At 62.9% G+C, this 15565-nt stretch carries 28 protein-coding genes, 2 tRNA genes and 1 pseudogene; 7 read left to right on the forward strand and 24 right to left on the reverse strand.

Features of this window, described 5'->3' with window-relative positions; translation table 11 throughout:
* Window positions 1–45: 45 nt before the first annotated feature.
* The 19 genes and pseudogenes from ACHIRB_RS25560 to ACHIRB_RS25645 form a co-directional block, all read right to left on the reverse strand.
* Window positions 46–630 (reverse strand): hypothetical protein, encoded by a 585-nt coding sequence (locus ACHIRB_RS25560; protein WP_395124261.1) that lies wholly within the window; start codon window positions 628–630, stop codon window positions 46–48.
* Window positions 623–793 (reverse strand): hypothetical protein, encoded by a 171-nt coding sequence (locus ACHIRB_RS25565; protein WP_395124260.1) that lies wholly within the window; start codon window positions 791–793, stop codon window positions 623–625. The genes ACHIRB_RS25560 and ACHIRB_RS25565 overlap by 8 nt, the downstream gene beginning before the upstream one ends.
* The gene (locus ACHIRB_RS25570; RefSeq protein WP_395114947.1) at window positions 786–986 is read right to left on the reverse strand and encodes a hypothetical protein; all 201 of its coding nucleotides are present in this window, start codon (window positions 984–986) and stop codon (window positions 786–788) included. The genes ACHIRB_RS25565 and ACHIRB_RS25570 overlap by 8 nt, the downstream gene beginning before the upstream one ends.
* Entirely contained in the window at window positions 979–1233 is a 255-nt protein-coding gene (locus tag ACHIRB_RS25575; RefSeq protein WP_395124258.1) for a hypothetical protein, read from the reverse strand. The genes ACHIRB_RS25570 and ACHIRB_RS25575 overlap by 8 nt, the downstream gene beginning before the upstream one ends.
* A complete protein-coding gene (locus ACHIRB_RS25580; RefSeq protein WP_395124257.1) occupies window positions 1226–1375 on the reverse strand; it encodes a hypothetical protein in 150 nt (49 codons plus the stop codon). The genes ACHIRB_RS25575 and ACHIRB_RS25580 overlap by 8 nt, the downstream gene beginning before the upstream one ends.
* Window positions 1368–1568 carry a hypothetical protein gene (locus tag ACHIRB_RS25585; RefSeq protein ID WP_395124256.1) on the reverse strand — a complete coding sequence of 67 codons (201 nt, stop codon included), beginning with the start codon at window positions 1566–1568 and terminating at the stop codon, window positions 1368–1370. Before ACHIRB_RS25585 ends, ACHIRB_RS25580 begins: the two co-directional genes overlap by 8 nt.
* Window positions 1565–1897, reverse strand: coding sequence for a hypothetical protein (locus ACHIRB_RS25590; RefSeq protein WP_395124255.1), 333 nt, complete (start codon window positions 1895–1897; stop codon window positions 1565–1567). The genes ACHIRB_RS25585 and ACHIRB_RS25590 overlap by 4 nt, the downstream gene beginning before the upstream one ends.
* Before the next feature lie 26 nt (window positions 1898–1923).
* Entirely contained in the window at window positions 1924–2427 is a 504-nt protein-coding gene (locus ACHIRB_RS25595; RefSeq protein WP_395124254.1) for an NUMOD4 motif-containing HNH endonuclease, read from the reverse strand.
* Window positions 2424–3320 carry a hypothetical protein gene (locus tag ACHIRB_RS25600; RefSeq protein WP_395124253.1) on the reverse strand — a complete coding sequence of 299 codons (897 nt, stop codon included), beginning with the start codon at window positions 3318–3320 and terminating at the stop codon, window positions 2424–2426. Before ACHIRB_RS25600 ends, ACHIRB_RS25595 begins: the two co-directional genes overlap by 4 nt.
* On the reverse strand, window positions 3317–4201 hold the full coding sequence (locus ACHIRB_RS25605; protein ID WP_395124252.1) for a YqaJ viral recombinase family protein: 885 nt from the start codon (window positions 4199–4201) through the stop codon (window positions 3317–3319). The genes ACHIRB_RS25600 and ACHIRB_RS25605 overlap by 4 nt, the downstream gene beginning before the upstream one ends.
* Window positions 4198–4617, reverse strand: a complete 420-nt coding sequence (locus ACHIRB_RS25610) for a sigma factor-like helix-turn-helix DNA-binding protein (RefSeq protein WP_395124251.1) — start codon at window positions 4615–4617, stop codon at window positions 4198–4200. Before ACHIRB_RS25610 ends, ACHIRB_RS25605 begins: the two co-directional genes overlap by 4 nt.
* Window positions 4614–4844: a WhiB family transcriptional regulator gene (locus ACHIRB_RS25615; protein ID WP_395124250.1), complete on the reverse strand. Its 231-nt coding sequence runs from the start codon at window positions 4842–4844 to the stop codon at window positions 4614–4616. The genes ACHIRB_RS25610 and ACHIRB_RS25615 overlap by 4 nt, the downstream gene beginning before the upstream one ends.
* Window positions 4841–5308, reverse strand: coding sequence for a hypothetical protein (locus ACHIRB_RS25620; protein WP_395124249.1), 468 nt, complete (start codon window positions 5306–5308; stop codon window positions 4841–4843). The genes ACHIRB_RS25615 and ACHIRB_RS25620 overlap by 4 nt, the downstream gene beginning before the upstream one ends.
* 82 nt (window positions 5309–5390) lie before the next feature.
* Window positions 5391–5864, reverse strand: a complete 474-nt coding sequence (locus ACHIRB_RS25625) for a hypothetical protein (RefSeq protein WP_395124248.1) — start codon at window positions 5862–5864, stop codon at window positions 5391–5393.
* A 67-nt stretch (window positions 5865–5931) separates the two neighbouring features.
* The gene (locus ACHIRB_RS25630; protein WP_395124247.1) at window positions 5932–6252 is read right to left on the reverse strand and encodes a hypothetical protein; all 321 of its coding nucleotides are present in this window, start codon (window positions 6250–6252) and stop codon (window positions 5932–5934) included.
* A 139-nt stretch (window positions 6253–6391) separates the two neighbouring features.
* Window positions 6392–6637, reverse strand: a pseudogene (locus ACHIRB_RS31250) (DUF6197 family protein); the annotation flags it as partial.
* On the reverse strand, window positions 6634–6789 hold the full coding sequence (locus ACHIRB_RS25635) for a hypothetical protein (RefSeq protein WP_395114930.1): 156 nt from the start codon (window positions 6787–6789) through the stop codon (window positions 6634–6636). The gene ACHIRB_RS25635 and the pseudogene ACHIRB_RS31250, both read right to left, overlap by 4 nt.
* 157 nt (window positions 6790–6946) lie before the next feature.
* The gene (locus tag ACHIRB_RS25640) at window positions 6947–7189 is read right to left on the reverse strand and encodes a helix-turn-helix domain-containing protein (RefSeq protein WP_395124246.1); all 243 of its coding nucleotides are present in this window, start codon (window positions 7187–7189) and stop codon (window positions 6947–6949) included.
* Window positions 7186–7452 (reverse strand): XRE family transcriptional regulator, encoded by a 267-nt coding sequence (locus ACHIRB_RS25645; protein ID WP_395124245.1) that lies wholly within the window; start codon window positions 7450–7452, stop codon window positions 7186–7188. The genes ACHIRB_RS25640 and ACHIRB_RS25645 overlap by 4 nt, the downstream gene beginning before the upstream one ends.
* Window positions 7453–7730: 278 nt before the next feature.
* On the opposite strand from ACHIRB_RS25645, the gene ACHIRB_RS25650 reads away from it, so the two are divergent.
* Genes ACHIRB_RS25650 through ACHIRB_RS25675 form a run of 6 tightly spaced genes read left to right on the forward strand, consistent with a single transcriptional unit; the run spans window position 7731 to window position 10549 of the window.
* The gene (locus ACHIRB_RS25650) at window positions 7731–8333 is read left to right on the forward strand and encodes a hypothetical protein (RefSeq protein ID WP_395124244.1); all 603 of its coding nucleotides are present in this window, start codon (window positions 7731–7733) and stop codon (window positions 8331–8333) included.
* A gap of 14 nt (window positions 8334–8347) precedes the next feature.
* Entirely contained in the window at window positions 8348–8554 is a 207-nt protein-coding gene (locus ACHIRB_RS25655; RefSeq protein WP_395124243.1) for a hypothetical protein, read from the forward strand.
* Between the two features lie 45 nt (window positions 8555–8599).
* Window positions 8600–9031, forward strand: a complete 432-nt coding sequence (locus tag ACHIRB_RS25660; RefSeq protein WP_395124242.1) for a hypothetical protein — start codon at window positions 8600–8602, stop codon at window positions 9029–9031.
* On the forward strand, window positions 9028–9201 hold the full coding sequence (locus ACHIRB_RS25665) for a hypothetical protein (protein ID WP_395124241.1): 174 nt from the start codon (window positions 9028–9030) through the stop codon (window positions 9199–9201). The genes ACHIRB_RS25660 and ACHIRB_RS25665 overlap by 4 nt, the downstream gene beginning before the upstream one ends.
* Window positions 9198–9425: a DUF3263 domain-containing protein gene (locus ACHIRB_RS25670; protein ID WP_395124240.1), complete on the forward strand. Its 228-nt coding sequence runs from the start codon at window positions 9198–9200 to the stop codon at window positions 9423–9425. The genes ACHIRB_RS25665 and ACHIRB_RS25670 overlap by 4 nt, the downstream gene beginning before the upstream one ends.
* Complete coding sequence (locus tag ACHIRB_RS25675; RefSeq protein WP_395124239.1) at window positions 9425–10549, forward strand: tyrosine-type recombinase/integrase; 1125 nt, start codon at window positions 9425–9427, stop codon at window positions 10547–10549. Before ACHIRB_RS25670 ends, ACHIRB_RS25675 begins: the two co-directional genes overlap by 1 nt.
* Before the next feature lie 38 nt (window positions 10550–10587).
* Here the strand turns inward: ACHIRB_RS25675 and ACHIRB_RS25680 are convergent.
* From ACHIRB_RS25680 to ACHIRB_RS25695, 4 genes are all read right to left on the reverse strand, one after another.
* A tRNA-Glu gene (locus ACHIRB_RS25680) sits at window positions 10588–10660 on the reverse strand.
* A 98-nt stretch (window positions 10661–10758) separates the two neighbouring features.
* Window positions 10759–10830, reverse strand: a tRNA-Gln gene (locus ACHIRB_RS25685).
* A 117-nt stretch (window positions 10831–10947) separates the two neighbouring features.
* A complete protein-coding gene (gltX, locus tag ACHIRB_RS25690) occupies window positions 10948–12429 on the reverse strand; it encodes a glutamate--tRNA ligase (RefSeq protein ID WP_395115364.1) in 1482 nt (493 codons plus the stop codon).
* Window positions 12429–13208, reverse strand: a complete 780-nt coding sequence (locus ACHIRB_RS25695; protein ID WP_395124237.1) for a fumarylacetoacetate hydrolase family protein — start codon at window positions 13206–13208, stop codon at window positions 12429–12431. The genes gltX and ACHIRB_RS25695 overlap by 1 nt, the downstream gene beginning before the upstream one ends.
* A 144-nt stretch (window positions 13209–13352) precedes the next feature.
* On the opposite strand from ACHIRB_RS25695, the gene ACHIRB_RS25700 reads away from it, so the two are divergent.
* Window positions 13353–14546: an MFS transporter gene (locus ACHIRB_RS25700; protein WP_395124236.1), complete on the forward strand. Its 1194-nt coding sequence runs from the start codon at window positions 13353–13355 to the stop codon at window positions 14544–14546.
* Here the strand turns inward: ACHIRB_RS25700 and ACHIRB_RS25705 are convergent.
* Entirely contained in the window at window positions 14543–15556 is a 1014-nt protein-coding gene (locus tag ACHIRB_RS25705) for a 3-isopropylmalate dehydrogenase (protein WP_395124235.1), read from the reverse strand. The genes ACHIRB_RS25700 and ACHIRB_RS25705 overlap by 4 nt on opposite strands.
* Between the last annotated feature and the right edge of the window lie 9 nt (window positions 15557–15565).

Raw genomic sequence — 15565 nt, forward strand, 5'->3', positions numbered from 1 at the left:
GCGACGGTGAACAGAGCGGCGATCGGTAGTGCGGTGCGTAGGAAGTCAGGCATTGCGCACCGGCTTGAACTTCACGCGACCAGAATTTGCCCACGTGTAGTTATGGAATCGGTGCTCGCCAACATGCTTGCGGCGCAGACTGCAATGCCAGTGCGAATACCCACTCGTCGGCGTGGCCTGGCATGTGAACGGAACCTTCTGCTCGACAACGGAAGTGAGAGCTTTGTAGTACAGCCAGCGCCGGAGCCCTAGCCATTCCGCCTTAACGAGGCCGTCCCACACGAACCACCGCAGGAAGAGGCGCTGCTCAGCCCGGCCATCGAGTCCCGACCGGCTGATTGAACCGTTATCGTTCGGGTGCGGCCAGTATCCGATGACTACCTCAAAGCCGTCGCTTTGCGAGTCGAAGATCTTCCACTCGCCGTCGTTCTTGGCGCGCACGTCGTCGTAGTTGTAGGTGGTGCGGATGCGCCCGTTCTCGTGCCGGAACCACATGTCGCGGGGTCGGGGAACTCCGCCGTACGCCCCGCCGTCCTCGCGCCCAACGAGCGTCATCACACGATGACCCCATTCGTACCAGCGACGGTTCTGTCGGCGCATACGGCGAACGCGGTTCACGATGTCAGCCATGGTGCTCTGCCTTTCGTTGCTCGACTTCGACGGCGCGACCGCGAGCGAATCCCTTGTCGAAGACGCCGTAGACGTACGTGCGGATGGTGGGCCAGATGTCCTCGACTACCGCTATGTCAGTACCCCACTCTGCGATCTGCTCATCGGTGAGTCGGTCAGGCATTGCGTCCCTCCAGTGCGTCGACGAATTTGTGTCCCTTCGGGGTGATCTGCCCGTCTGGTGTGACCAGTCGACGAGTGCGGAGGTCCGCGTAGACCCTCCATGTGCACTCGGCGGTCAGATACGTTTCGGACGCGACGAGCGCGGTCCGCGCATCAGGGTGAAGTTCCATTGCGCGCGTCAGGTAGTCAGCCATTGGTGGCCTCACGGTGTGCGGTGACAGCAGCAGCCCATGCGAGTAGGTCGTCGAGCGGAAAGGTCAGATACAGCACGCCGAGCTTGCCTAGGTCGAGCGGAATGTCCAGCCAGGCAAAGTTTTCCGCTGCGAGGATCTGCGCCCGCCTGCCGTCGGCTGTGACGTTCAGGTTGTCACCAACGATGGCTTTGTAGGTGATAGATGTTTCGATCAGTGACCCATCGGGGTTGATGTACGAGTCAGCCACGACGCCCGTCCTCTCGCTCTTCGCGGGCAATCTCGAACTTCGACGGCCGCTGATCCTCGGGATACGGGCCGGTGAAATACGCCGACGCCGAGCGGGATTCCTCACGGTCGTTGTGCGCGTAGCCGTTCATCCAGTTATCCATCGGAGCCACCGAACTGAATCGATGCGCGCGCGGGGAGGCAGTCGATGTGGACCGAGTCGCCGCGTTGCAATGGCGTGATGGTTCGCCAGACGTGGATGTCGTCTTCGACTCCGGCGTAGGCGAGTTCGAGTGGAATCGGTTTGCCGTCGCGGATGATTCGAGCGTTCTGGGGTCGGGCGACGGTGACCATCACTCACCCGCCGAGAATGATGGGCCGTCCTTGAATGCGCCGAGTCCGCTGTCGTCGCCGGGCTGCTCGTCGCCCGACTCGTCATCTGGCACGAGGGCCAGCTGCCCGTTCGCGGCGTCATTGACGGCCTTGCTGATGCCCTCGACGACGCGGTCGATCTTCATCGTGCAGGTTCTTCGCGTCCCCTCGTTCGCCATATCCTGTTCGGTGTGCGTCGTGCAGGTGGCCTTGATCGTGTAAGTCACTTGCTCGCCGATGTCGGGAATCTCGAAGTCCTCTGCCGAGAGTCCCGAGAAGCGAACGCGGGCTGTATCTATCAATGGTCGATCCATAGCAATTCTCCTTAGTTTTGTTGGCGCTAAGCCGATTTGGTGAGCCAGTAGTTACGTCGATAGATCCGCGTGCACTCGCGACAGTGGCGGCGGCCGGACTTTCGAATCGTGTTGTCGGGTGTGTACTCATGCCCACTCGGGCAGTGCGTGCGCCGCGCTGTGTGGTGCGTTCCGTGACGCACCTGATCCTTGACGTTGCTCGAATGCGTACCCCAGCGCAGATTGTCGAGCTGATTGTTCGCCGGGTTGCCGTCTTCGTGGCACCCCTCCATGCCCACGGGGCAAGGCCCGACGAATGCCGATAGGACGAGCGCGTGCACCTTCGATGTGCGGTGAGTTCTATTACGCGCCAATCCAACTTGCATGTAACCCCTCGCGTTGGGGGTCTGCTTCAACGGTCGGGGTCGGACGCTAACGGCCACCTTCGCCGCGTGCGGGACTACTCGCGAGACGCTGCGCACGCGACCGTGATTCGATACCTCGTAGTAGCCATCCCACCCAATGACGGGCCGCCACTCCTCGGCACTCATGGCTGTTCAGTTTCGAGTTCGGCGAACAGGCGGTCGACCTCGTCGGCGTGAATGTCTTTGGACGTCGCCACTTCTCGTTCGAGGATGTTCGACAACCACGCGAGCGCCTCGTCACGATTCGTCAGGCCGACATTGGAGAACATCGCGTGCAACTTGGTCAGCTGCGCGGGTGAGATGAGCGTCGGCCCGGCGTCCGCTGCGGCGGCTTCGGCGACGGACTCGTCATCTTTGACGCCGAGTGCATCGCGCAGTCCCGCTGCACCCGTCCGCACCCGCTCGCTGCGAACCTTCACGGGTGGCGCTTCGAGTTCGAGGTCTTCGCGACTGAAGGCCATGCCGAGCAGGACGTCGGGTGCCATCGTTCGGCACACTTCGGACTGGCACTTCGCCCGCAGCATTTCGGTTGGAATCGAGGCGTACAGCTTGTTACTCAGGAATCCGGCCACCTTCGCCCGTTCGATCGTCCACGTCGAGACGAACTCGGCGCCCGTATCGCGACGCACGCCGCGCCAGGTGACCGAGGTGGGTGTTGCCTCGACCTCTTCGACACGATGCCCAGCGACGAGCACCTGCGCCACCATCGTGCGGCTGTAGACCGCGGGCTTGCCGCGAACGATGAAGATGTTTTGTAGCGATTGCACCGCCGACAGTCCGAGTTCTGCGCCGTAAAGGATTGCGGCGGCGGCATTGTCGGCCGCTTGCGGGTTCTCCTTCTTGTTCTCGGGATACTGCTGGTAAATCTCGGGCACCATCGCGGTGCCGGCGAGAGCGTTGCCGATCTTGCGGGCCGCGCCCATCGCATCGGCTTGGCGCATGAGCCTGCCGATCGCGTCGTCGGACGGCTCAGGTAGTGCGATGTTGGTCGAATCCTGTACGGCGAGTTCGGTAGTCATGCGATTAGCTCCCTGAGTTGATCGGTGGGTGTCTTCTTGTTGGCGTAGAGAGAGATCGATCCCTTGCCGTTGTTCTGTCGGCGGGCGACCTTGAGATCGCCGGTCAATCCGTTGCGGGCGTTGCCCATCGCGTCGAGGATGCGGGTCTTCAGTCCGCGGTATTCGGCTTCGAGGGCGCGGTACTCACGGTCGGCATCGAGAAAGTCGGCGGCGAGCTGCGGGTCGATCTCGGCGTCGCGGTCCTCGAGGTTGGGGTTCAACTGCCGAACGCATTCGTACGTCGGCACCGAGTCGTCAAGGTCGGGCGGCTCGTCGGCAAGTAGCGAGGCGTGAAACGTCCGGCACTTCTCTTCGATCAGCATGGCGAGATCAGGCTCGTAGCCGACGACGTACGTGCGGTGCTTGAAGTACGGCCCCATCGCGAGCAGGTGCGCGGCGTAGTCGGTGTACTCGGTGACGTGCATCTGCCACTGCAACTGTGCGAAGTAGTCGGCGGGGACATCGCCTGTGAAGTCGTCTCCCCACATCTCCATGTCATCGAGCGTTCGGGCCGACTTGAACTCGACGACTCGGCGCAGCGCACCGCGACGAGCCCGACCGTCGATCGTTGCGAGAGTGGGGAATCCGAACGAGTCGTTCCGGATCTGCACCTCGCCACGCGAGAGTTGCCACGTCGGATTCTGGATCCGCCACAACTCTGCGAGCATCTGCTCGGCGGCGTGTCCGACGTCGAACCGATCGGCGGGCGGCTCCGGCGGGACGAGTCCCTTCATCCGATGCCAGAGGCGGTAGGGCGATTCCCATCGGCTCACGCCGAGGATCGCGGCGACCTTCGACGGCGTGATGATCTGTAGCCACTCGGGCGAACCTGGCTCGATCATGCCGACCGCCTCGGCATACTCAGCGACTCGATGCGATCACCGCGCGCGACGGTCGTCTCGTCCTCGATGTTGACCCATGCGCCGAGCGCCATCATTACCTGCGCCATCCGCGCGGGCCTCAGCTCGCACTGTGTGGTGATCCAACGATGCAACTCGGACGGGTCCATTTCGCGCACTGCGACGGTTACCGCATTCGCCGCTTCGCCGACTGCATCGGCGTCGTCGAGCACAGTGCAGGCGTCGCTGACGAGGTGATCAATCTGCAGGCCGCGCTTGCGCATTCGTTGCAGTCGACGTTCGACTGATTTCACTTGAATCCCGAGGACTGTGGCGATCTCGTCCAGGGTGTATCCGCATGCGCGGAAATGGCGGAACTCGGTGAGGAACGTGTCGTCGGGCATGTACGACCGGCTCACGGCTTCACGCCCGATGCGATGGCGGCGAGGTGGGTGCGGCGAGCGGCAGCGGTCAACTGCCGCAGCGCGAGTCCTGCTGAAATACCGTCGTTCTCACCGCGATCGAGCGCGTTCCGCTTGCAGACTGCGACAGCTTCGCGCGCCTTGTTCTTCTCGCCTGGTAGCGGATAGAACAGTTCGGGATCGTGGTCTTTGCACAACGCGCGTTCGAGCCATTCGGTTTTCATCGGTCGCCCCTCGCTCGTTCGCGTGACCGTTCCTCGGCTTGCTCCTGCGCGAAGTCGAGGGCGAGTTCATCCGCCAGACACTCGGCGCAGAGTTTCGCGTCTGCCTCGACTTCGGCCGTGAGAGTCGCGAAGCAGTTGTCACAGGAGTCGACGGGCCGGACATGCTCGGCAACGAATGCCATGCAGCGGCAAGCGTTTTTGTGCCCAGTCGAGAACGTCGTCGAGGCGCGCAAGCCCTCGACGATCGCGGCGTGTCCAGCTTCGGCTTGCTCTTGCGTCGAGTACCGATCGAGCCACATATCGAACTCGTGATCGGGTGCATCGACGAACAGCATCGTCTCGAAGATCAGCGGTGGAAGACCTGGAATGAACTGGTGGTTGAACGGGAGGAAAACGGTGGATACCTCGACGGATAACCCGTCGATGTCGACTCGATCCGAGCCGATACGCCGGTAGAGATTCATCGCTGACCCCATTTCGACGGCATGATGCCGTACAGAAGCGCGCCGACTGCGGCGAGTTGAATTAGGTGCCCGAGGATGACCATCACTTGCCCTCGACAATCGCCATGATGTCGCGAGCCATCTGGAACGAATCGGGTGTGAAAGCCCTTGTCTTGATGTCGAGTACCGGCTGCAGCAGTAGGCGAATCTCGTCGAGCTTGAAGAACGCAGCATTTATCTGAGCTTGGGACCGGGGGTGACGGCTGGTGATGGCACCACTAGGGGGATTCCCGTCACCCCCGGAGCTTGGCGCACTGCCGGACGCGGCCGAGTGGAAGGCAGTCGCGTCCGGCGATGCGATCCCCACGTCATGCGCGGGGACGAGTTGGGCGAGAACCTCGCCGAGTTTGGAATGCAACACTGTCGCGTGCTCGATCGACAGGTAGAGCTTTGACGATCGGCCCGAGACGGGATCTTTGAGGTAGACGTTGATCGGCTCGTCGTCGTCGCGCCAATCCTCACGATCGACGTCTACGTGGACTTGACCGAACTGCGACACCAGCGATAGGAAGCTCATGCCGTCACCCCGCTCAGTGGCGCGTCGTCAGCGTGCAGCGGGCCGATCGCTTTCCGCCACGGCCCGGTCAGGATGTCGTAGTGCTCCTGGGTGAAACCGTTTTTGCTGATGAGATCGCGGACAGATAGTGCCCGAGCAGCGTCCCGAGCAGCGTCCCGAGCAGCGCCCAGAGCAGCGTCAGTGCCCCAAGCAGCGCCCAGAGCAGCGTCAGTGCCCCAAGCAGCGCCCAGAGCAGCTGCTCGAGCAGAGCCCCAGGCAGCATCGTCTCGAGCAGAGCCCCGAGCAGCGTCTCGAGCAGCGTCTCGAGCAGAGCCCCAGGCAGCATCGTCTCGAGCAGAGCCCCAAGCAGCGCCCAGAGCAGCTGCTCGAGCAGAGCCCCAGGCAGCATCGTCTCGAGCAGAGCCCAACCTCTCTATCTGCGCAGGTGTTGCGCCCGCGATTGCGCGGACCTGATCGACAATCTCCCGCCACTGCGGGCCGAACGTCAGCGCCAAATCATCGTCGGATATCTCAGTCTCCGCGAGATAGCCGATCACCTCGCCCGCCGTGCGACCGCCCTTGTCGTTCCATCCCTCGGCGCGGCCACGGCGACGCAGCACCGCACGAGCTAGGTAGCCGTCACCGGGAACCGGGGAGCACAACCGCAGAGCGCCCGTCAGGCACACCCTTCCGTCTGCTTCGACCTCAGTGCCTTGCGTCCACCCATGCTCGGCGATGTACAGGGCGGCGCTCTTGGGCAGTTTGTACAGAGGGTCGAGAGAGGTGGCGCTCATGCCGTCACCCCGCTCGGACGGCCCCAGATTGCGCGCTCGTCGACGATGGTCTGTACCTGCGCCTCTGTGAGCATCTGGTCGGCGACGATCTGCGCGAGCGTTCGGCGACCTTCTGCGGGGCGATGGCGAGCGGTATTCTTACGTTGTCTCACTGTGATGTCCTCTCGGTGGGATCGACGGGTCGCGGAGGGAAGCCGCGGCCCGTTTTTGTTTTTCAGGGCTTGGTTGGCGCACTGCCGGACGCGGCAGAGTGGAAGGCCGTCGCGTCCGGCGATGCGATCCCCGCGACCGGCGCAGGGACGTTCGGGGTCATGCCGACCGCTGTAAGTGGCGCGGTCGTTTGGTTGTCGCGGGGCTGCCGAGCCACTCGTCAATGGCGTCGCGGTGAATGCGCCACTTGCCGCGACGGCCTGCATGCTGACCGGCTTGGTTTGCCTTCAACTCCCCCGTGCGGCATGCCTCATAGACGAGCCCGTGACCGCACCGCGCGTACTGCGCGGCCTCTGGAACGGTCATCCACGGCGACTGCACCGCACCCGTCTCGGCGATCATGCGAACGATACCGCCCTGCGCTGGTCAACTTCACGCTCAGCACTTGTCAGCTGGACATCGAAAAGAATCTCGACCGGGAGACCGAGCGCCTCCGCAATGCGATTCGCCGTCTTCGGTTCGCAGCTACGGCGACGACCGGCGAGTAGGTGGTCAATAAAGCTGGGGTGCTTCTCGATGATTCGAGCGAGCTTTCGCCCGGACATCTTCTTGCTGTGCTCGGGACCGACGAATGCCCTCAGCAGTTCGGGGCTCTTGAGCTTCATCCAGGTTCCCTTCGGCCATCGGCGATACGGGGCCATCTCGTGCCTCTCATTCTGCTTAGTAGGCGCCTATCCGTCAAGTACTAAGCAGGAATATAGCGCCTACTGGTAGGCAGGTGTCAAGAAATGACAGCGGTGTAGTTCCGCAGCCTGCGGGTATAGGGCACACTTTGGGGTGTCAATTGGTAGGCGCTAAAACGCGTGGCGCCACGTTTTTCGCGTAGGCAGATGATCAGGAGCTTGTGTTGCCAGATTCGGGCGTGCCATCGCAACCTTCATCTGTGCCCACACTTGCCGAGTTGATAACCAGACAGAAGGACGGCCGCGGGTGGTCCTACCGCAACCTTGCGGCGCGTGCCGATGATGTCCTGACCGCCCAACGCTGGCAGCAGCTCGGGTCCGGCGTGCGGATCGCGGAGTTCCCCGAACCAGCGACGCTGCAGGCGATCGCTGACGCAATCGAGGTCGACATTGCCGCTGTAGTTCTCGCGGCCGCGAGGTCGATTGGGCTAGACGTGCGCCAGCAACGGTCGGAACTCGCGACGATGCTCCCGGTTAACTCCGACTTGTTGACCGCACAACAACGCGACGCTGTAGTCGCAGTCGTCCGTGCAATCGCGAACGACAAGGCCGACGCCCTGACTCGGTCGAATCAAGGCGAGCCCATTGACGAACCGTCGACCCCGGCAGATGCGGGTCTAACCAACCTTCGGCCACTTCCCTCGCATCGCGACCGGGTTGCCGTCGAGAACGGATGGGATGGCGATCTCGCGGACTTAGCCGGCGCGGCCCGCAAGGGTGAGACGGAGGAGCGCAAGCGACGTCGATTGACGACCGCTCCCGAGGACGAGAGCCAAGATCCCGGTTCGGACGAACCGTCCTGATGCTGTCCGCCCTTGTGACAAATTCCTCCTGGTCGCTGAGTGTCGTCGCCCTTGGTATAGCCATAACCGGCATGATCCTCGGCCAATGGCTGGCGCTTGCGGCGATCATCATCCCAGCAATGCAGGTCGGCAAGGAGATGATCCGTACGGTTACCCAGTCGAACCCACAACCGCCAGCTAGCGAGCCCACACCGCCGACGCAGGCTGAGTCTTCCGGGTAATCACAACGATGTACTTTGTCGGACCCTTGATCCACGCTGTCGAGCATGACCAAGTGGCACCCGTGGCGACACCTTCGAGATCGTTACCCGCACGTAGCGGTGGCGTACCCCGATCGCGTTGACCTCGGATGCCTCGGCGGCTGGACCGTCGACGGAATCGACATCGACTGCACGTCGAACCAGGCCGAGCGACGCTGCACGCTCACCCACGAGATCGTGCACGCAGAGCGCGGCCCCGTGCCTGACGATCCGTATCTCGGACCGAAAGAGGAGCGGATAGTCGAGCGGATCACCGCGCGGCGACTCATTGAACTCGACGCCTTAATCGACGCGCTCGCGTGGAACCGTCACCGCGTCGACGCGGAGACTGCGGTCGAACTCTGGGTGGATCTGCCCACACTGCGGACGCGCGTGCAGAACCTTACCGATGATGAGCGCAGGTACATCGACGCTGAGATCGAGAGGCGGCAGCCATGACGCCCGAGGGCATGACCGACGACGAGTTGATCGAAGCTGTCGCCAACCTCACCGAGAGCGAACGGGCGCACCTGATCGGCGACAGCGTGGACGAAGCCCTCGCCGACCGGATCCAACTGTCGGCACTACTCGTGGAGATAGAACGACGCGCAGAAAGGCGGCAGCCATGAGCCCGCTGCAAAGCATGATCCTCACGTTCGAGGCGAAGTACTGGAACCAGGCGAGCGCGAAAGAGGAAGCGATCCGCGAGACATTCGATATGTCCGCCGTCCGCTACTACTCGCATTTGAACGAGCTGCTCGACGAGCCGGAGGCGCTCGCCGCAAATCCCGTGCTCGTCAATCGTTTACGGCGCCTGCGTGACAGCCGCGCTCGAGTACGACGGGCGAGCTGATGGCGACCGTCTCCGCGTACGAGACGGCGAAGGGTAAGCGGTACCGCGTCCGCTACCGAATGCCCGATGGCCGGCAGACCGATAAGCGCGGCTTCCTGACTAAGAAGGCCGCCGAAGGTTTCGCTAACCGCGTCGAGGTCAGTAAGGACGACGGCAGCTACATCGAACCGAGCCGGTCGAAGGTCACCGTCGGTGAATGGGCGCAGTTGTGGCTCGACAGCAAATCGAATCTGACGCCGTCGACTCGATCGCGATACCAAGGGATCGTCGACAAACACATCCTTGGACGTTGGGAGGCAACGCCAGTCGGCCGCGTGGACTACGTCGATGTTCAAGGCTGGCTGACCGAACTCATCGAAACCCAGTCTGCGGCATCGGTGACGAAGATCCACCGAGTGCTCTCACAGGTGTTCGATCTCGCGGTGCGCGACAAGCGAATTCCGAACAACCCGGCACACAAGGCGAGCCTTCCCCGGGTGGCGCACAAGAAGCGGCGATACCTCACGGCCGCACAGGTAGAGACGCTCGCCGAGAAGTCCGACGAGTGGGGACCGCTTGTGCTGCTGCTCGCGTACACAGGCCTGCGATGGGGCGAGATGGCGGCGCTCACCGTCGCAGACGTCGACCTCCTGCGGCGCCGCGTGCACGTCACGAAGTCGGTGACGCTCGTCGAGGGCAAACATTCGTGGGGTGAGCCGAAGGACTATCAGCATCGGTGGGTCCCGCTCCCCCGTTTTCTCGCCGACGTCCTTTCGCCGATCCTCGCGGGCAGGTCGCCAACGTCGTTGCTGTTCGCGGGCGAGCGTGCGGGAAAGCCGTTGCGAACGAAGGTTGCTCGCGAGGCGTGGTTCGACCAGGCGGTGATCGACGCTCGGTGTCCGGAGGCCTTCACGCCACACGAGCTGCGGCACACCGCGGCGTCGTTGGCCGTCTCCGCCGGCGCTTCGGTGAAGGCGGTGCAGCGGATGCTGGGCCACGCGAAAGCCTCGATGACGCTCGATGTGTACGCCGATCTGTTCGACGACGATCTCGAATCGGTGGGCATTGCACTCGACGTCATCAGGTCGAGTGTGGGCAAAATGTGGGCAGACGGTGATGTGGTGGAAATGAGAAAGACCCCGTGACCGTGCATTTCTGCTGGTCACGGGGCCTTTACTCGTTGTAGCCCCGACGGGATTCGAACCCGCGCTACCGCCTTGAGAGGGCGGCGTCCTAGGCCGCTAGACGACGGGGCCAGGAACTTCTGCTTGTGGAAAGCTCAGCCAGCTTAACTGGCTATTGCTCGGCGACAAAATCGCTCCGATTGCGGCGATCTCTCGCCTGCAACTTACCGCTGGGGTACCAGGACTCGAACCTAGAATGGCGGTACCAGAAACCGCTGTGTTGCCAATTACACCATACCCCAATGGCCTTCGCCGCCTGCTTCGCCGTGGTTCTCGCGAGGCTGCTTTGTGGCCGATCAAGAGGGTACCAAAGGGGTCCCCGATATCCACAAACCAGCAGGTCGGCAAAGGTTTTTCGACTACTGCTCGACGGTAACGCCCGCCCGTGCCGAGCGCAGCCGCGCCAGCGTCTTGGCTCTGCCGAGCAATTCCATCGACTCGTACAGCGGCGGGCTGATGTGGCTGCCCGTGACGGCGACGCGCACCGGGGCGAATGCCTTGCGCGGCTTGAGACCCATTTCGTCGATCAGCGTCTCTTTGAGGGCGGTTTCCAGCAGCGGCGTCGTCCACTCGGTGACACCGTCCAACGTTGTGATGGTCGCGTCGAGCACCGGCGCCGAATCGGCGCCGAGATTCTTGGCTGCCGCCGCTGGATCGATCGCGAAGTCCGAGTCGTCGACATAAAGAAACTTCAACAGATCCCACGCATCGGAGAGGACGACGATGCGGGTTTGCACCAACTCCGCTGCGGTGGCGAACACTTCGGCGTCGACGTCGTCCGAAATGTGGCCGTGCTCGACCAGGAACGCGCGCAACCTGGCGGTGAAATCGGCCGGATCCACCAACCGAATGTGCTCGGCGTTGATGGAGTCGGCCTTCTTGATGTCGAATCTGGCCGGATTGGAATTGACCTTCGACACGTCGAACGCTACGACCATCTCGCCGAGTGAGAACACGTCACGATCCTCGGCGATGCTCCAGCCGAGCAGCGCGAGGTAGTTGAGCAGACCTTCCGGAATGTAGCCGCGGTCGCGGTGAACGAAAAGGCTGGACTCGGGATCACGCTTCGACAGTTTCTTGTTGCCCTGACCCATGACGAACGGTAGGTGCCCGAACTCGGGTGTGAAGTCGGCGACACCGATCCGTTGCAGCGCCTCGTACAGCGCCAATTGCCTTGGCGTAGAGGACAAGATGTCCTCGCCCCGCAGCACGTGTGTGATCTTCATCATTGCGTCGTCGACAGGGTTGACGAGTGTGTACAGCGGTTCGCCGTTGCCACGGGTCAATGCGAAGTCCGGAACCGTCCCGGCGCGGAACGTCGTTTCGCCGCGCACGAGGTCGGTCCAGGAGAGGTCGTGATCGGGCATCCGCAGTCGGACGACGGCACCGCGCCCTTCGTCGAGGAACTGCTGGCGCTGCTCTGCGGTGAGCTCGCGGTCGAAGTTGTCGTAGCCGAGTTTCGGATCGCGTCCGGCAGCCTTGTGGCGCGCTTCGACTTCCTCTGGCGTGGAGAAGGATTCGTACGCCTCCCCCGCCTCCAGCAACTTCGCGACGACGTCGAGATGGAGTCCGCGGCGCTGCGATTGCAGGTACGGCTCGAAGGGTCCACCGATTTCGGGGCCCTCGTCCCAATCGAGTCCGAGCCAGCGCAACGCGTCGAGAATCGCCTGGTAGGACTCTTCGGTGTTGCGTGCTGCGTCGGTGTCCTCGACGCGGAAGACGAACGTACCGCCGTGATGACGCGCGAAGGCCCAGTTGAACAGTGCGGTGCGCACAAGTCCGACGTGGGGCGTCCCCGTCGGTGACGGGCAAAAGCGAACGCGGACAGCAGGTGTGGTCATTACTTGCCCTTCTTGGCAGCAGCCGGATTGCTGAGGGTTCCGATGCCCTCGATCGTGACCGACACGGTCTGTCCAGCTTCGATAGGACCGACACCCTCGGGCGTGCCGGTGAGAATCACGTCACCGGGTAGCAGTGTCATCACACTGCTGATCCATTCGATGATCTTCGGAATGTCGTGCAGGAAAAGGGATGTGCGGCTGTTCTGCTTCACGACGCCGTCGAGCTCGGTCGTGATCTGGAGATCGGAAGCATCGATGTTCGTTTCGATCCAGGGACCGAGCGGGCAAAACGTGTCGTAGCTCTTGCCGCGCGTCCACTGACCGTCGTGACGCTGGTGATCGCGCGCGGTCACGTCGTTTGCAACCGTGTAGCCGAGTATCACGTCGAGAGCTTTCGCCGCGGCGACGTCTTTGCACGGCCGTCCGATGACGACGGCAAGCTCACCCTCGTAGTCGACCTGATTCGAGTTGGCAGGCAACAGAATAGGCGCATTCGGGCCGACGATCGCAGTGTTCGGCTTGAGGAAGATCACCGGATCCTTCGGCGCCTCGCCGCCCATCTCCGCAGCATGGGCCGCATAGTTCTTTCCGATGCAGATCACCTTGCTTGCGAGGATCGGAGCGAGCAGGCGAACATCGGCGAGCGGCCAGGACCGTCCCGTGAACGTGGGAGTACCGAAGGGATGTTCGGCGATTTCCTTTGCAATCCGTTCGTCGCCGTCACCCTCGATACTCACGAAGGCGACACCGTCCGGACTGGCAATTCGACCAAGGCGCATGGGTGAAGTCTATCGACCGAGGTAGCGCACCCGTTATCGGCGTCGAGGTCCGTCGACTTCGGGTGTAGTGTCGACACCATATCCATATTGTAGGACTTGTGTCCCATATAGTGAGACGCAGAAGCAGCACCGAAACGAGGCAGCATGGACCACACCGGAGAAGTCGGTAGCACTCGCAAATGGTCCATGCTCGCGCTCGGCGTCTTCGGCCAATCCACGAGTTCGCTGTTCGTGCACGGCTCCGCCTTTCTGATACCTGCGTTGCACGCCGACGGACTCAGCCTTCCGATGGCAGGTCTGCTCGTGGCCATGCCGACCGTCGGAATCGTGCTCGCCCTGATCGCGTGGGGCGTCGTCGTCGACAGAATCGGCGAGCGACGCGTCCTCGTCATCGGGTTGGGATCGATGTGCCTTGCCGCGACAGCAGCCGTCTTCACGTCCTCCTACATTGCGCTCGGCGCCTTCCTGTTGCTGGGTGGAATCGCCGCCGCAAGTACCAATTCCGCAAGTGGACGCGTCGTCGTCGGCTGGTTCCCCGTCAATCGACGCGGGTTCGCCATGGGCATCAGACAGATGTCCCAACCACTCGGCGTCGCGATCGGCGCGCTCGCGATTCCCACGGTCGCCGCGGCACACGGTGTGCCCGCCGCACTCGCCGTTCCTGCCGTGATGGCCGCGATCGCCGCAATCGGCTGCGGCATCGGAATCATCGACCCACCCCGACCGTCCAAGGTCGACGCCGCAAAGTCGGGCCTGCTGAACAACCCCTACCGCGGCGATTCGACGCTCCTGCGAATCCACTCCGTCTCGGTGTTGCTCGTCGTTCCCCAGGCCGCGGTGTGGACGTTCGCTCTCGTCTGGCTCACACAGGACCGCGGTTGGTCGCTGACCGCCGCGGGCGCCTTGGTCACGGGTACCCAGTTGCTCGGAGCGGCGGGTCGAATCGGCGCAGGCGCATGGTCGGATCTGTTGGGCAGCAGGATGCGACCACTGCGCTACGTCGCAATCGCGGCAGCCACGACGATGGCCGCGCTTGCCTTGACCGACTGGATCGACTGGACGGTCGCGATCCCGATTCTGGTGATCGCGTCGGTCGTCACTGTCGCCGACAACGGTCTCGCGTTCACAGCTGTCGCCGAAATAGCCGGACCCTATTGGAGCGGAAGAGGTCTCGGTATCCAGAACACCGGGCAGAATTTGGCCTCGTCAGCCGTACCACCGTTGTTCGGCACGCTGATCGTCGCCACGAACTATCCGACGATGTGGCTCGTCACGGCACTGATCGCCGCAATCGCGGTGCCGCTGGTTCCGAAAGATCCAGCGGCCGCGACAACCTAGAGCGACGCTGCGATGCGGTCGCCGACCTCGACCGTGTTGATCGCCGCACCGGGTTCCCGCGAGGCGAGGTCCGCGGCGACCGCATCGGCGACCCTGGCGGCCTCCGCTGTGCGACCGAGGTGATCGAGCAACAACGACACGGACAGAATGGCTGCCGTCGGATCGGCCTTGGACTGCCCGGCAATGTCGGGCGCGCTGCCGTGTACCGGTTCGAACATGCTCGGGTTCGTACCGGTCGCGTCGATGTTTCCGCTTGCGGCCAAACCGATTCCGCCCGTAACCGCGGCGGCGAGGTCGGTGATGATGTCGCCGAAAAGGTTGTCGGTGACGATCACGTCGAAGCGGCCGGGATCGGTCACCATGTGGATCGTCGCTGCATCGATGTGCTGGTAGGCAACCTCGACGTCAGCGAACTCGGCTGCAACTTCGTCGACCGTCCGCTGCCACAGCGAGCCTGCGAACGTGAGGACGTTCGTCTTGTGCACGAGTGTGACGTGCTTGCGGCGAGCCTGAGCCTTCGCAAACGCATACCGCACAACACGTTCCACGCCGAAGCGGGTGTTGGTGCTGACCTCGGTGGCAACCTCGTGCGGCGTGCCGACCCGAATTGCGCCACCGGTACCGGTGTACGGACCTTCGGTGCCCTCGCGGACCACGAGGAAGTCGATCGCCGGATTGCCGTTCAACGGTCCGACGACACCGGGGAACAACTTCGACGGGCGCAGGTTCACATGATGATCGAGAGCAAACCTGGCCCGCAGCAACAGACCTCGTTCGAGTACACCGCTCTGCACCGACGGATCGCCGATGGCGCCGAGCAGAATCGCCTCGTGCTGACGCAGTTCGGCCAACACCGAATCGGGTAGCAGTTCGCCCGTCGCGTTGTAACGCCGAGCGCCGAGGTCGTACTCCGTCGTATCGACGTCGGGCACCACAACGCGCAGCGACTTCAGTGCCTCGGTGACGACCTCGGGACCGATGCCGTCGCCGGAAATAACGGCAAGCTTCATAGCTGTTGC

Origin of the sequence: Antrihabitans spumae (genome assembly GCF_043944905.1) — a bacterium.
Classification (GTDB): domain Bacteria; phylum Actinomycetota; class Actinomycetes; order Mycobacteriales; family Mycobacteriaceae; genus Antrihabitans; species Antrihabitans spumae.

Coding starts and splice junctions, on each gene's coding strand:
- ACHIRB_RS25580 (WP_395124257.1), bottom strand. CDS start 1,375: ATGGATAACTGGATGAACGGCTACGCGCACAACGACCGTGAGGAATCC.
- ACHIRB_RS25600 (WP_395124253.1), bottom strand. CDS start 3,320: ATGACTACCGAACTCGCCGTACAGGATTCGACCAACATCGCACTACCT.
- gltX (WP_395115364.1), bottom strand. CDS start 12,429: ATGACCACACCTGCTGTCCGCGTTCGCTTTTGCCCGTCACCGACGGGG.
- ACHIRB_RS25660 (WP_395124242.1), top strand. CDS start 8,600: ATGACCAAGTGGCACCCGTGGCGACACCTTCGAGATCGTTACCCGCAC.
- ACHIRB_RS25570 (WP_395114947.1), bottom strand. CDS start 986: ATGGCTGACTACCTGACGCGCGCAATGGAACTTCACCCTGATGCGCGG.
- ACHIRB_RS25560 (WP_395124261.1), bottom strand. CDS start 630: ATGGCTGACATCGTGAACCGCGTTCGCCGTATGCGCCGACAGAACCGT.
- ACHIRB_RS25665 (WP_395124241.1), top strand. CDS start 9,028: ATGACGCCCGAGGGCATGACCGACGACGAGTTGATCGAAGCTGTCGCC.
- ACHIRB_RS25625 (WP_395124248.1), bottom strand. CDS start 5,864: ATGAGCTTCCTATCGCTGGTGTCGCAGTTCGGTCAAGTCCACGTAGAC.
- ACHIRB_RS25700 (WP_395124236.1), top strand. CDS start 13,353: ATGGACCACACCGGAGAAGTCGGTAGCACTCGCAAATGGTCCATGCTC.
- ACHIRB_RS25630 (WP_395124247.1), bottom strand. CDS start 6,252: ATGCTGCCTGGGGCTCTGCTCGAGCAGCTGCTCTGGGCGCTGCTTGGG.
- ACHIRB_RS25615 (WP_395124250.1), bottom strand. CDS start 4,844: ATGAAAACCGAATGGCTCGAACGCGCGTTGTGCAAAGACCACGATCCC.
- ACHIRB_RS25640 (WP_395124246.1), bottom strand. CDS start 7,189: ATGATCGCCGAGACGGGTGCGGTGCAGTCGCCGTGGATGACCGTTCCA.
- ACHIRB_RS25705 (WP_395124235.1), bottom strand. CDS start 15,556: ATGAAGCTTGCCGTTATTTCCGGCGACGGCATCGGTCCCGAGGTCGTC.
- ACHIRB_RS25590 (WP_395124255.1), bottom strand. CDS start 1,897: ATGGATCGACCATTGATAGATACAGCCCGCGTTCGCTTCTCGGGACTC.
- ACHIRB_RS25620 (WP_395124249.1), bottom strand. CDS start 5,308: ATGAATCTCTACCGGCGTATCGGCTCGGATCGAGTCGACATCGACGGG.
- ACHIRB_RS25605 (WP_395124252.1), bottom strand. CDS start 4,201: ATGATCGAGCCAGGTTCGCCCGAGTGGCTACAGATCATCACGCCGTCG.
- ACHIRB_RS25565 (WP_395124260.1), bottom strand. CDS start 793: ATGCCTGACCGACTCACCGATGAGCAGATCGCAGAGTGGGGTACTGAC.
- ACHIRB_RS25595 (WP_395124254.1), bottom strand. CDS start 2,427: ATGAGTGCCGAGGAGTGGCGGCCCGTCATTGGGTGGGATGGCTACTAC.
- ACHIRB_RS25675 (WP_395124239.1), top strand. CDS start 9,425: ATGGCGACCGTCTCCGCGTACGAGACGGCGAAGGGTAAGCGGTACCGC.
- ACHIRB_RS25695 (WP_395124237.1), bottom strand. CDS start 13,208: ATGCGCCTTGGTCGAATTGCCAGTCCGGACGGTGTCGCCTTCGTGAGT.
- ACHIRB_RS25670 (WP_395124240.1), top strand. CDS start 9,198: ATGAGCCCGCTGCAAAGCATGATCCTCACGTTCGAGGCGAAGTACTGG.
- ACHIRB_RS25645 (WP_395124245.1), bottom strand. CDS start 7,452: ATGAAGCTCAAGAGCCCCGAACTGCTGAGGGCATTCGTCGGTCCCGAG.